The organism is Rhodopseudomonas boonkerdii (genome assembly GCF_021184025.1).
Classification (GTDB): Bacteria; Pseudomonadota; Alphaproteobacteria; order Rhizobiales; family Xanthobacteraceae; genus Tardiphaga; species Tardiphaga boonkerdii.
This window is the reverse complement of sequence record NZ_CP036537.1, coordinates 2,000,263-2,013,733: the sequence shown is the minus strand read 5'-3', so window position 1 is coordinate 2,013,733 and position 13,471 is coordinate 2,000,263. Positions and strand designations below refer to the sequence as shown.

Genomic DNA, 13,471 nt, shown 5'->3' with positions numbered 1-13,471 from the left:
CAGGACACAGCCAGATGCGCCACTTCGACAGCCTAGAGAATTGCGACCCGTCGCACCGCCATGCCAATCTGTTCTCCCGACTGCCGGATGTGCTGCGGCATGCCATGCAAGCACCGGCCTATGCGACACATCTTAAAGACATCGATCCGGCCGCCATCACCAGTCCGACCGCACTGGCGGGGCTACCGGTACTGCGGAAATCGGATCTGCCGGCGCTGCAAAAGGTCCGGCCGCCCTTCGGCGGCTTTGTGGCGGGCCAGCCGGGCACCTTCGGCCGGCTGTTCACCTCGCCGGGCCCGATCTTCGAGCCGGAATCGAAACAGGCCGACCCCTGGCATGGCGCCCGGGCGCTGCATGCCGCCGGGTTCCAGCCGGGCGATATTGTGCTGAATACGTTCAGCTATCACCTGGTCCCTGGCGGCTTCGTGTTCGATGGCGCTGCCCGAGCGCTCGGCTGCGCCGTGATCCCCGCCGGACCGGGCAATACGGACCAGCAGCTCGAACTGATCGAGACCTACCGCCCGGCGGCCTATGCCGGCACCCCGGACTTCCTCAAGATCCTCCTGGATGCCGCTGGGAAGGCCCAGCGTGACGTTTCCTCGATCAGACGGGCCTTGGTGTCCGGGGCAGCTTTCCCGCCATCCCTGCAGGCGGAGATCAAGGCCAGGGGTATCGACGCCTATCAGGCTTATGCCACCGCCGATCTCGGCATCGTCGCCTATGAGAGCCCGGCGCGGGACGGGCTGATCGTGAACGAGGACCTAATCCTGGAGATCGTCACCCCCGGCACCGGCAATCCCGTCGCCGTGGGCGATGTCGGCGAGATCGTCGTGACCTCGCTGGACCCCCACCACCCCTGGATCCGTCTGGCGCTTGGCGATCTTACCGCCGCCCTGCCCGGCCGCAGCGCCTGCGGACGGACCAATATGCGCATCAAGGGGTGGATGGGCCGGGCGGATCAGGCCACCAAGGTGAAAGGCATGTTCGTGCGCCCCGAGCAAATTGCCGAGATTGGCAAGCGGCACCCGGAACTCGGCCGCCTCCGACTCGTCGTATCCCGCGACGGCGAGAGCGATGTCATGTTGCTCAAGGCAGAGACGACTGGCGATGCGCGCCTGCTGGAGGCCGTGTCCGTCACCCTGCGGACGGTCAGCAAGCTCGGCGGAGCCGTGCAATTTGTACCTCCGGGCTCCCTGCCCAATGACGGGAAGGTGATCGCCGACGAACGCGGCGGCTAGCACAAGGCAGCATTGCGACGCGAAAAAGCCCGGACTCCGCGATCCGATCCTGCTAAGCAGCGCATGGATTCCGAAGATCGCGACCTGGATGTTGAAACTGCTGCAAACCGCCGAGAACTGGCTCCGTCACCCGACAGTGGCCAAGATGATGAGCTTCGGCATCATCGGCGTCGCGAACGCGATCATCGATTTCGGTGTCTTCAGTATCTCCTATCAGGCGCTGGGTATCCCGATCGTGCCTGCCAATGTCATGGCCTGGCTGGTGGCGGTGTCGTGCTCCTATGTCATGAACACGATGATCACGTTCCGGGCGGAGTCCGGCCGCGTGCTTCGCTGGAAAGACTATTTCGTTTTTGCGGCGTCGGGCTTTCTCGGCATGGTCGTTAATACGGCGACGCTGCTGGTGCTGTCGAAGGTCATGCCGGTCTATGCCGCCAAAATAGGCGCCATCTTCACCGCTTTCATCGTGAATTTCGCCATGTCGCACTTTGTGGTCTTTCGCGCGAAGCCGCGCGGCTGATCCTTCTTCCGCGAGCCTGAACTGATGTGGGCAGACGCATCGTCTTTGTGTACTTGTCTGCCATGCGATAACGATACACCGCCGTCGCTACCATAGTGCACATGTGACCACGCGGATCATGCCTATCCTCGCCTCGGTCGCCGAACTGTCGCCCTTAACGCTCTCACACGGTTCTGGCTGACAGGCGAATCAATACCTGCAAGTGTCAGACGGTGAGGGTCGGTCTCGCATCGAACGGGAGCGACCGCCAATCGCCGGTTCACGCCTGTCCGTACGGATTCCGCGCAATGACCTTTTGGCCTTCCCGATATTTCAGACACGGCATGGCGCGTTTCAGCGTCGTTCGCGACATTCTCGCGCACCCGCTCACAACCGGCAGCAAGACAAAAACGCTGCTCGACTATATCAGCTGGAATCTCGCGCGCAGGACGACAAACCACAAGGCGGTGCTGCAGCTGCCGAACGATCTGCAGATCATCGTACCGAACCAGAGCAATTTTGCCACCGGACTGTATCTCCACCAGCTCTATGATTTCAGCAATATGGGATTCTTCTGTCACTTCTTGCGCGCGGACGACCTGTTGCTCGACATCGGCGCCAATGTCGGCGTCTATGGCCTCCTCTCGGCCAAAAGCACGGGCTGCCGGGTGATCGCCTGCGAGCCGGCTCCCGACACGTTCCGCACGCTATCCGACAATGTGCGCCTCAATCGGCTCGACGACCGCATCGAGCTGCACAGGATCGCCGCCGGCGATGCCGAAGGCACATTGACGCTCTCTGTCGGCAAGCATGGCTTCAACCATGTGGTGCGGGGCGACGGCACAACCGTGCCGCAACGCCGCCTCGACGACATCATCGGCGACCGTGTCCCGCACGCGCTCAAGCTCGATGTCGAGGGCTATGAGATGCATGTCCTGCGCGGCGCCCCGCGCATCCTTGCCAATCCCGAGTTCAAGGTGGTGATGGTGGAGATCAACGGCCTGATCGAACGTTACGGCGAGAGCGTGGAGGGAATTCGGACTCATCTGCGCAGCTACGGCTTTGCGCCGTTCGCCTACGATCCGGCAGCCCGCAGGCTCGATCCCGGTGGGAAGCTCGACGAGATGTTCGTACGCGATCTCGATTTCGTCGGCCAGCGCGTCCGCAACGCGCCGCCCTTCGAACTGCTCGGAAAGACTTACTGAGCGTCCGGCCCGAGCACACGATCGGCTTCGGCCACCGCACAGAGGATGTGATAGAAGGACGAGGCCGGGATGGTATCGATCAGGGAATTGCCATCCGCGTCGAACTGGTCGTACCAGCCACCTTTGACCGGATGCTGCAGATAGTGCTTGTCCAGGCGGACAAGCGCCGCACGGGCCTCGTCAGCGGCGCCCGCGACGCCGGACTCGGCCTGGGCCAGCCACGCCTTGACGATCTCCGTCTGCGGCCACAGCCGCCGCGTCAATTTGACGATATTGCCTTGGGCATCGCCCTCGTCGATCAGGCAGCCGCTGGCATCGCGATAGCGGAGCGCCGTCTCCAGCAGACGCACACGATATTTTCCGGTCGGACAACCGGTGATACGCTCGAATTGCTTGAGCAGCCATACCCATTCGGCCTGATGTCCAGGCTCAACACAGACAGGCTCGATTCGCGACCAGTCCTGCTCGAAATATTCGCCGAGCACGCCCTTTTGCGTATCGAACAGATTCGAGACGAACAGGCCGTTCAGATCGCCAGCGCGCTGCTGGAACGCCGGGTCGTGGGTGGCATCGAAGGCCGCGATGAAGGCCTCGAACAAATGCATCTGCGGATTTTGCCGCCGCGGCATGGCGGCCGGAATGCCTTCGAGATAGCCGCCGTCGGGAGAGCGCAACTGCGTATCGATGAAGTACATCACGGAATCGATCTCTGCACGCACCCGGACGTCGCGATCGAGCTGATACACAGTCGCGAGCGCGAGAAGAACGAAAGCATGATCATAGGTGTCGCGCAGCGGATTGAGCACAGCGCCATCGGGCGCGAGGATATGCACAAAGCCGGGCTTGCCATCCGGCGACTTCGCCTTGGCAAGCATGTGCTCAAGACCTTTGCGCGCGATATCGGCGCCCTGCGGATACCAGCGGAGCTGCGCCGCCTTGGCGAAACAATAGATCTGGCGAGCCTGCACGCGGACCCGACGGGGAGCCGCGAGATCAGGCGTGCCGTCAGGCAAGAAGCGCTCGGCAAAGCCACCAGCACTATCATCCCAGCCTTTGCTCGCCCAAAGGGCGCAAGACAGCGTTATCCAGTCTTTCCAGTAAGGCGCCATATTCTCGCGGTTCGCTGAAACTGATTGCACCTGATTTTGTCCGACCATACCCGAGCTGCTCTCGCCTATTCAAACCTCTGACCGCTATTCTTCGCGATCAATCTAGAACGTAAATATGGCAGATGACACACATTGTGCAGCAATGGTCTGCGAATGGCGCCGGCGGCTGCTGACCTCGCCACCGTATCGATGATTTCCAGCGCGAGCTTCAGACGCAACAACGGGCAACCACCGCCCGGACCAGCTCAGCCAACGTCACCATAGGAAACGAGACGACAACGAGCACCAAGGCTTCTCTGAGAGATCCGATTCGGGCCAATTGCGGAAACGCCAATATAAAGGCGAGAGCGAGCGGGATGAAGTAACGCCCGGATGGTCCCTCGATCTTTGTGGCGGCGACGTCATTCCACGTCATGTAGAGTAGCAAAAACAGCGCAAGAACTGAAAACGAGCAGGATCGACATCGTCGCAACGAAAACCACTAGCCCCCTCGCATCCATCCGCGGATTGATCGTCGCAACAGAGCCACAAAGAAGACAGCCGAATGCAGCTGCGAGATAACCGCGTGACAAGTAAACGTCCAACCAGCCCAATCGTCCGATGAAGCTGCTCGCATAGCCGGGGGCCTTGATCGAGATGGTGGATGCCAGGATTTTGATGAAAGCCAGCGGATCCCCCATTACCCACCTAAACTGTGCGGCGGGATCGATATGAGCGTCCGGCCGGGCACTCGGCGTGCCGGCCTGAATCACTGCGAAAGATCCCCGGGCGAGCACGAGTATCCAGACAAGCGCGATGGCCGATGTTTTCTTGATACGGGAAGCGCCGTTTGCGAGACCCAACAGTGCGGCCATAGGGGCGTAAGCTGGATGCCCCATGACGACGATGCTGATTGCAGCGACAAAGCCCCATACGCGTCTCCTCGAAATGGCACGCGCGCCGCCGCACCGAGGTCGCTAACATCGCAACGCCCAGTGCGGCCATCGCGAAGATCATGCCATCCTGCGTGACGGCGTTCATCTGAGAAAGCGTCATAGGCAACAACAGGACACAGAACAGCCAAAGCGCAGAGCGGATTGCGACCGCTATGGCAATTGCGCCGATCAGGGTCGTTGCAATCCCGGTCAGGAGGCGAGCCAGATACAGCGTGCGAACGACGGACAAGCCGGACGATTTGCCGAGCCAGATCCCGACGACGGCCGGCAAATAGGTCACGGGCGAATAAAGTGCAACTCACGGATAGCTGGCAAACTCCGTTGCACCGCTCCAACCGATCGCATTCGCCTGCGCATACAGCTCAGACGTGACTTTGACGTCCACGTGAAAGGGCGCGCCCTGAAATGGCAAGGCCGCCGCACCGATCGCCCGATCGGCAAAGCCTCCGGTCATCCTCTCGCTTTGCGTTCCAACGAAACCGCCACGGCTGATTTGATAGGCACGAAGGAAGTGCGCCCACTCATCGGGATTCTGAAAAGGGGCATCCAGAAACAAAGAAATGCTGTCGCAGCCATGGCGTATAGTGCGAACATCGCCGCTAGAAAACGCTATCTATCAGCCGAGCGAATTCGCACATCGCGCGACCGTTAATGGCGACGAGATTGAGGAAAGATCAAACCGAGACTTGCTAACAAAATTCAGCTGAACAAGCTAAGAACGGCGGCACGCAAACTGGTAAGCTCAACACCGGTGGCAAGCCCAACACCTGCAAACAGCCGATCTTCGTTGCACCGATTGGAAATCATTTGCCCGCTTGAAGCAAGATGCAATCGCTACGGGTCGAGCGCCCCAGCACATGCGACGCTGCGCGGTTTCAAGCGGGCATGCGATCACCGACTGTCGTTCTGCTTGAGGAACAGAACATCGACATAGCCACCATCCGCCAGGCGAGTCTGCAGCGCAGAATTCTCAAAAGGCGTCAAACTGCCATCTTCGCCAAGCTCGTAACCGCTATAACCGAAGGACCGGAGATGGGCGAAAAGTGCGTGCGACGAGGTTCCGAACGCCATGAGCGCCTTCTCGTCAACCTCAATGAAAAGCGCCGCGCTTCGCTCTTGCAGAACCTTTTGGGCGCCCGCCAGGACGACCATTTCGGCACCCTGAACATCGATCTTGATCATCGACAGATCACGCGACGCGTGCCCAGCCACGATATCGTCGATTGCCACCGCGGCTACCTTGATTCCTTCACCATCCGTTGCGATCTTGTGATCACCCGGATGCACTTCGTTGCGCTTGAGGAAAAGGCTGCCAGGCTCGCTTGCGGCCACCGCATTCAGGCGCGTGGTGCGCTCGATACTTCCATGCTGCCGGAGCCGCTGCTCCAGGGAGCCAAAATTTTCTAGGTCCGGCTCGATCGCCATGACATGCCCTTGTGGGCCCGTCCAGTCCGCAAAGCGCGTGGTGAAAAAGCCAATATTGGCACCCACATCGATGACCAGCGTTCCGCTCGGCACGAATTTTCGAAGCGCTTCGACCGGACCAGCCTCAATCCGCTCCTTGTACCAGGTATAGGCATAGACGAAGGTCCGTCGTGCAAACGGCAAACGCATTACACCTGAGCGCACCAACAAGGCATTCGTCGTGAGACCGATCTTCTGAATCGCCTGCTTGATCATACCTTGCGCTCCGGCACGCTCTGTTTTTCCAATGTCACGAACAGACGAAACCCGAAGAAGCGACGAACCCATCGCGGCAGAGCATCTTCAAGACAGAGAACGGAATTGACTGCGCCATCAGGGACCAAACACCAACGCTTGAATCCGCCACTCAGTGGATAGGCAAACAGGCTCAGCCAATCCACTCGCTTGAGTACAAGCTCCGGCACCCGACGTTTGACTTCGACGACATTGTCCCTGTTTTCGAACAGCAGAGTCGGAATCGCTTGATTGGAATCGAACGGGTCACGTTCGGCATCGAGCGGTGGCTCGTAAAACGGATCCGCTCCCATCTCGGCCGGCTCTTCGTGCAAGAAACGGTAGAACGGATATGCCACCGTCGACATTCCCGGCTCGATCATCGTCAATCGCCCGCCCGGCCTGAGCACCCGGGCCGCTTCCTGAAGAAACGCCACCGGGCGCGCCAGATGGTGGAGTACATCCAGCATCACGATGCCTGAAAAATACCCATTCGGGAACGGCAACCGATGTGCGTCGCACGCGACGTCGATCCCCCGAAAAGGCAGGATGTCGATCGAAACGACATCCTTGCGGACATCCTTGATATTCGCCGTTCCACCGCCGATATCGAGAACGGGTCCGTCGCCGCATTCGGCCAACAGCCTGCGGTGATAGTCGGCGTAAAGCCGGCGCAGAGTCGGCTTCTGATCCCAGATCTGACGATACTCGACTGGTCGAGCATCGAACTGTTGCTCCCCGCCACTCATCAGACTGCCTTCAGCTTCCGGAAGGCGAACATCACCATGCGCAGCAGCAGAAATCCATCGCGGAAACGCGAAATTTGCGTCGAGCCGTAGGTACGAGAGGCATAATGGATTGGGATTTCGATGATCCGCAGGTTCTGCTTGGCGGCACCAAGGATCAAATCGAAATCTCCGAAAGGATCGAAATCACCAAAGTAGCTGCGATTGGCAGCAATCCTCATATAAGCGCTACGCTTGAGGACCTTGGTGCCGCAAAGCGTATCGGTGAAGCGCTGGTTCACGAGATAGCTGAATGCCGCCGCGAAGAAGCGATTCGCGATGAAGTTCAGCGGACGCATCGCCTCGCCTTCCATCGGATAAACCAGTCGCGTCCCGTTGACGAACTCGCCTTTGCCGGACGCGATTGCCGCGTAGAACTTCGGCAGAGTCTCTGGCGGCACCGTGAGATCCGCGTCGAGAATCATCAGGATGTCGCCTGTTGCTTCGTTAAATCCCTTGCGAACGGCATCTCCTTTGCCCTTGCCCGGCTGTTTGAAGACCTTGATGTCGTATTCCGACGCATAGGCGTCGCGCACGCGTTCGCATTCGTCGTATGTCCCATCGCTGGAATTGCCTTCCACGAACAGGATCTCGATATGTTTGCCGAATTTCGGCAGCCGCCGGACGGCATTCTCGATATTGCCGCGCTCGTTTCGGCAAGGCACGAGCACTGTCGTCGACAGTTCTTCCGGAACCATGGCACGGCGTGACCTCGCCACCACATAGGTGCGCAGGCACATCCGATCGATGAGCGGTAGCGGCGCAATATACTTGTTCACCAAAGTCCCGAGACCAAAGACACGTCGGGGGAGCAACTGCCGTGCATCGCGCCGTATGGGCTCGAACTCCGCAAGATCGAGGATGTTCTCGAAATCGATATGCGAGATGAAGTTGGTCTCAGGTTGCGGCATGCGCAACCCGGCCTTGGTCGCCAGCTTGAGAGCGGGGCCCCAGATCTGCGAAAAATAGGAGATGACCAGACGCGTATCGCGACTGCAAAGTCGATGCAGGCGGGACAACGCGATTTCGATATCATCCAGCAAGCCAATCGTGTCCGACAAGATGATGAAATCAAACGGACCTTCAATCGCCTCGATGCAGGCATCGTCTTCGATATCGCCGACGCGAAAATCGAGATTGGGATGATTGCGTCGTGCAACCTCGATCATCTTGCCGCTAAGATCTAGACCCAGCCCGTAGGACGGTTCCAGCGCAGCAAGCAATCCGCCGGTCCCACATCCCAGATCCAACACTCGCGCGCCCGCAGGAATGAGGAACTGCATAAATTCCCGGTCGTCTTTATAGTAAGCTTGATTCTTTTCGATCCAGCCGTCGCGTTCTACAGCCACACGATCGGCATGCTCGCGCACCAACTCGCGCCGTACCTGCCCGCGTCTAACGTATGCACAATCTGAGATTTCGGTCATGTCGGAACTTCACATCATAAAAGAAACTTCACGGGCTTTGCTCGCCCCCGTATCACACACCGGATCGGAGAACCATCACCAGGTTGTTTCCCGACCACTGAATGCCGCCACGATATCCAGATTGCGTCTTTTTCCCCGGCGCGCATGTTCGCACATGTAAACCCTTAAAGGTTCCGAGGAAGTTCTATTGGTGTGTGTGGGGGGGGGGGACACCTATTGGGAGTGATCAGTCGGTGAATGGCCTGAAGCATCTCAGAAAACCCGAGCTTTTAACACTGCTGGCCCTAGCGGCGATGTTTTGGGGAACTCGAATCCTCTATTGGCTGCAAATATCGGAGGCTCCGTTTTCCGACTTGCTCGATTACGTCAATGTTGCACGCAATATCTACACTCACTTTTTTTGGGGAGAAAATCCTAGCCTCTCCACTTATTATGCGCCGACCACTCCGGCATTCATAGCCCTGTCATTGGTTATCGGCGGGGAAGCCGGCTTCGAGTGGGTATTCAGATTCCTGATCCAGTGCCTCGCATTCGCCAGCCTGTTGTTGCTTTGTATTGAGATTTTTCTCCTCACCCGCAATCAGCACCATGCATACGCATTGCTGATCGTGGTTGCCTTGTGCCGCCCCTCGATTTTCTGGAGTTATAAGCTTGGCACCGAGACCGTCAGCGAGGCGTTGCTGTGGCTGACGATGGCCGCCGGGCTCCGCGCCATACGCACGAAAGGCTGGCAAGCGGCAATGTTTGCAGGCAGCGCTGGGCTGGCGCTTGGTCTGGGTCGCCCGCAGTTTCTTCCTGCCGTTTTGCTCATGGGCCTGACGATCGTGCTATGCGCCAGCTTTAATGGCCGCATTGCCTCGCCTCGCATCGCCGGGCTTCTGCCCAGGACTGCGCTCAGGCAAGGCTTCGCTTTCGCTGTCGGCGTCTTGATCGTGTGGTCGCCCTGGCTGGTTCGCAACCACCGGATCACGCATAACATCGTCGCCGTAGGCACAAGCGGCACAGATTCCCTGCTGTGGGAAGCAGGCGGAGGCCCGATCGGCCGTCAAACCTATACAAGCCTTGCCCTCAGCGACGGCACAGTGATTACCGAATTTGGCTTACCGGCCCTGAGGCAATGGGTCGCCCATCTGCCGACGGACTATGAGCGAAAGCAACGATTGCAGCTGGTCGTGGATGCGTGGTTGCGGGCCAACTGGAAGGAGTTTCCGGAGCTGGTGACAAAGCGGCTTCTGCTTTTTGCCAGCCAGCGCGGCCCCAGTGCATTGACCACTGTTTCACGCGAGCGCCTTTTCGGGGAAGCTGATCGCCCCGCCTGGGCAAGGATGACGCGCGCTCTGAACGTGATCTTGTTCGACAAGTCAACCGCCACGAGCTGGATCGCACTCGCCGGCGCGGCCATCGCCGCTCTCACGCTCGGCGGTGCAGGATGGGTCCTCGCCACCATGGCAATTGTCCCCGCGATCGTCGCCGCGTGCGTCATCGGCATCGAACGCTCCGTCGAACCACTGATCCCGCTGCAGTTATGGCTCGCATTCTTCGCGATGGCGACGGCATTTGCGTGGCTCAGACGGCGCATCGAGACGAAGAGACGTCACGGCGCGCGTTTACGTTAGCCGACGACGTCCCTGAGGGTTCTCGTCCAGGACGCAAGATAGCGGTCGTGATTGAATACATCCATCGCTTTAAGGCGTGCAGCAGCCGCCATCGCTGTGGAAGCGGCGCGATCGCGAAACAGGTAGTTGATGAAATCCGCCAGTTCCTCGGGACTGTCCGCGTAGAAGCCATCAACTCCCGGTTCGATGAACCGGTCAACGTCGTGATTGCGCAGGCAGACAGGAATAACGCCGGTCATCATCGCCTCCCCGCGCGAGCGAGGCATCGGCGACCGCAATGTCGTATTGAGATAGCAGGTGAAACTGCGGATGCGGTCGACGTAAGAGCGAAAGTTTCGGACCGCAAAGGCATTCGTCCCGCGCATCTCGAGCGGCGCGCCGGGATGCCGCGCGGTCTCGATTCTGATACCGGGATCGAGCAAGTCCTCGACGAGGCGATGCTCCCATGCCCCGCGATAATGCGGGCGATGGATATCCGGTTCGAGCGCCAGAACATTTCGCGTCAAATTGCCTTGCGGGAATTCTTGCGGGTCGAAACCATGCCAGATGACCTCGCTGTTCTGAAACTGCCATTCTCCTGCAGCCTGATGCGAATTGCACACCACCCTCACACCTGCAGCTGCAAGCATCGCGACAAGCCGGAGACGCTCATCGTCGTGAATAATGAATTCAGTCTTGCGGCCTGGATCAGCGCCGTACTGGCCGACAAACTGCACCGTCCCGTGACAGATCGCGATCTTGGGAATGTCCGGTAGGCCCAGGAGCCAGCGAAATGGCTCGCCCCATACAGACGACACAACGCCATTGGTCAGGTGGGGCGCAAGGACGTTCTCATCGAAATGCAGTATCGCAACGTCGTAGTCACGCGGATCTATCGTTTCGGCGGGACGCAGACGGACATTCGGCCGAAGCGGTCGCTGGTCGAACTGCCACGCATCAACCATCCCGTTGCCGAGCCGGGTTGCCAGGGTGAACTCATGCGGCAACTTGTAGAGTTCATACTGGTGCGGCACGTGCCAACGATAGGTCAAGACACGGAGCGGCCGATGCGCGCGCGCCCCCGAAACACACACATCCCCCGGCAACGCGTGATCTGCTCTGCCTGCACTCGCAGCCCAACGACGAGACGCAAGAGCAAGTTCCGGCTCGGCTTGAAGCGCTTGGGCAATGTCGCGCGCGGATACTGCGGAAGGACCTGGTTCGGTAACAGACTCTGCGTGGCTACAGCGCATGGCAAAGGCCAGATCCGTGTATCGAATGACAGCACCGTTGCTATAAAGCCTGTAACCGAGTTCGATGGCCGCTCGATCAGAAGACATTCCAGCATCTGCGAATATCAGCGTTTCTAACGCAGCGGCGCATCGGGAGACCGTACGGCGCTTGAAGGAGAAGTTCTCCCGATTGCAATTCAGGAAGCCATCGGGCTGGACCGAATCCCTCAATCGCGCATTTCGATCACCGGCCAGGAGACGCCCTTCCAGATCGCACAGCATGCGCTCGGGCAGAGCATCGCTCGCGTCGATGGGACCAGAACCGACGACGGCCTCAACATCCTCAAACCAGTGTTCAAAAACATGCGCAGCGACGAAGTCACGGCTCATCACCGCTTCGCCATCAACAAGGAGATAGAGATCCGTCTCGCGCGTTTTCTCCTCGCCCTCACTCCTCGTGATGTAACTGCGAAACGCCTCCCTGCCCGCAAACAGGCGAACCTCTCGGGCGGCATCATGCGACGCGTCAATGGCAGCGGCGTATCCGCGAACGATTGAGACCGATTCGCTCTCAAGGTCGTCGGCCACAAGTCCAAGAACGACCGGACCTGGATAGCTCTGACGCGCAAAATGCTCCAGAAACTTGTCAGTGATCGTCGGATCGCGGCTTACGGAAGCGAAGACGGTCACCCTCGGCAGCCTGCCAACCTGAACGTCCCGATGCATTCTGTCGAGCAGGTCAGCATCAACATGCGCATTGCCCTCATCTCCCGCCAACGGCCACGGCGCATTGTCGAGAGACCGAATCAGAGACGGCGGCATATCAAGCAATGCGAAATGACAGCGGCGACGCTGCACATTGCGCAATGCATTGTCATGCGCGAGCCGACCGCCATAGGACACAGCGGAAGCGCCCGGACGATCAGGGTACGCGCATGACTGATGAAAAACTGTCACAATCCCCCGACGGTGCAGTTCGAAGCATAGCGCATCGAACTCAGCGGCATCGTTTCCGAGCGTAAAGACGTCCACGAAAATGACGAAGCTCGCATCAGCCAATATCGACCAGTGCTTGACGTAATCTGCAGCGCGGAAAAGTTTGATTTTGTACCCAGGCCAGCGCGTCTCAAGCGCCGCAACCACGGACCCGGGCGCGTCCGTAGTGTCACAGAGAGCGACGATATCCATCTGGCGAGGCAACGCGCGATGCTCGAACCTGCGTTGATTTGAGAAGCCGAGAAACTCCCTGTTGAATTCCTGCTTGCCGGCGGGTGCCCTGAACGCGCGCACCCGTAGACAATCGATGTCGTCGCCGCTCTGCGACGATAATCGAATGCGATATTTTTGGCCTGCCTCGAGCCGAAGCCCGACACCATCAATAAGGACCGGATGTCCATTCGCGGCTCTGACGCCGGCCGGGTTTATCTGCCCCCGCGCAAGGACATGCCCTCGGGTATCGATCAATTCGCCCCAGATCGTCGCCCCCTTGCGGCCAACTATGGAGCATTCGAGAGAAATACTGTCGATCTGCGTTGCGGGTGCGATGAGGTCGAAGAAAAAGTCTTGATTGCGTCTAACTTGTACCCAAAAGGAAGCAGCCCCCATCAGGGGAGCGCTGGGGTGTCCGCTCCATGTGGTCGACCGATCGGTCCATCGCACGCGATAGCGCGCGACTATATCGTCTGATCCGGATTTGACTTGCTGCGCTCGCATGAAGTACCCGTGCTGCGAGGCGCGAACCACGCTGC

Annotated in this window: 11 protein-coding genes and 1 pseudogene; 4 read left to right on the top strand and 8 right to left on the bottom strand. The window is 59.2% G+C overall.

What is annotated here, in order from left to right:
• Nucleotides 1-14 precede the first annotated feature (14 nt).
• The 3 genes from E0H22_RS09375 (at nucleotide 15) to E0H22_RS09365 (ending at nucleotide 2,942) form a co-directional block, all read left to right on the top strand.
• Nucleotides 15-1,238, top strand: coding sequence for a phenylacetate--CoA ligase family protein (locus E0H22_RS09375; RefSeq protein WP_233025381.1), 1,224 nt, complete (start codon nucleotides 15-17; stop codon nucleotides 1,236-1,238).
• An 88-nt stretch (nucleotides 1,239-1,326) separates the two neighbouring features.
• Nucleotides 1,327-1,758, top strand: coding sequence for a GtrA family protein (locus E0H22_RS09370; RefSeq protein WP_233025380.1), 432 nt, complete (start codon nucleotides 1,327-1,329; stop codon nucleotides 1,756-1,758).
• A 323-nt stretch (nucleotides 1,759-2,081) separates the two neighbouring features.
• On the top strand, nucleotides 2,082-2,942 hold the full coding sequence (locus E0H22_RS09365) for an FkbM family methyltransferase (protein WP_233025379.1): 861 nt from the start codon (nucleotides 2,082-2,084) through the stop codon (nucleotides 2,940-2,942).
• On the opposite strand, the gene E0H22_RS09360 is transcribed toward E0H22_RS09365, so the two are convergent.
• From E0H22_RS09360 to E0H22_RS09335, 7 genes and pseudogenes are all read right to left on the bottom strand, one after another.
• Nucleotides 2,936-4,051, bottom strand: a complete 1,116-nt coding sequence (locus tag E0H22_RS09360; RefSeq protein ID WP_233026239.1) for an AGE family epimerase/isomerase — start codon at nucleotides 4,049-4,051, stop codon at nucleotides 2,936-2,938. The genes E0H22_RS09365 and E0H22_RS09360 overlap by 7 nt on opposite strands.
• Nucleotides 4,052-4,452: 401 nt before the next feature.
• Nucleotides 4,453-4,929 carry a DUF2142 domain-containing protein gene (locus E0H22_RS25925; RefSeq protein ID WP_430715237.1) on the bottom strand — a complete coding sequence of 159 codons (477 nt, stop codon included), beginning with the start codon at nucleotides 4,927-4,929 and terminating at the stop codon, nucleotides 4,453-4,455.
• Between the two features lie 118 nt (nucleotides 4,930-5,047).
• Nucleotides 5,048-5,266, bottom strand: a pseudogene (locus tag E0H22_RS26045) (DUF2142 domain-containing protein); the annotation flags it as partial.
• An 18-nt stretch (nucleotides 5,267-5,284) separates the two neighbouring features.
• Entirely contained in the window at nucleotides 5,285-5,542 is a 258-nt protein-coding gene (locus tag E0H22_RS09350) for a hypothetical protein (RefSeq protein WP_233025378.1), read from the bottom strand.
• A 335-nt stretch (nucleotides 5,543-5,877) separates the two neighbouring features.
• Nucleotides 5,878-6,666 carry an FkbM family methyltransferase gene (locus E0H22_RS09345; RefSeq protein WP_233025377.1) on the bottom strand — a complete coding sequence of 263 codons (789 nt, stop codon included), beginning with the start codon at nucleotides 6,664-6,666 and terminating at the stop codon, nucleotides 5,878-5,880.
• The gene (locus tag E0H22_RS09340; protein WP_233025376.1) at nucleotides 6,663-7,433 is read right to left on the bottom strand and encodes a class I SAM-dependent methyltransferase; all 771 of its coding nucleotides are present in this window, start codon (nucleotides 7,431-7,433) and stop codon (nucleotides 6,663-6,665) included. Before E0H22_RS09340 ends, E0H22_RS09345 begins: the two co-directional genes overlap by 4 nt.
• On the bottom strand, nucleotides 7,433-8,896 hold the full coding sequence (locus E0H22_RS09335) for a glycosyltransferase (protein ID WP_233025375.1): 1,464 nt from the start codon (nucleotides 8,894-8,896) through the stop codon (nucleotides 7,433-7,435). Before E0H22_RS09335 ends, E0H22_RS09340 begins: the two co-directional genes overlap by 1 nt.
• Before the next feature lie 233 nt (nucleotides 8,897-9,129).
• Here E0H22_RS09335 and E0H22_RS09330 point away from each other — a divergent pair, with 233 nt between their 5' ends.
• Nucleotides 9,130-10,512: a hypothetical protein gene (locus tag E0H22_RS09330; RefSeq protein ID WP_233025374.1), complete on the top strand. Its 1,383-nt coding sequence runs from the start codon at nucleotides 9,130-9,132 to the stop codon at nucleotides 10,510-10,512.
• Here the strand turns inward: E0H22_RS09330 and E0H22_RS09325 are convergent.
• Nucleotides 10,509-13,328 carry a glycosyltransferase gene (locus E0H22_RS09325; protein ID WP_233025373.1) on the bottom strand — a complete coding sequence of 940 codons (2,820 nt, stop codon included), beginning with the start codon at nucleotides 13,326-13,328 and terminating at the stop codon, nucleotides 10,509-10,511. The genes E0H22_RS09330 and E0H22_RS09325 overlap by 4 nt on opposite strands.
• Nucleotides 13,329-13,471 lie beyond the last annotated feature (143 nt).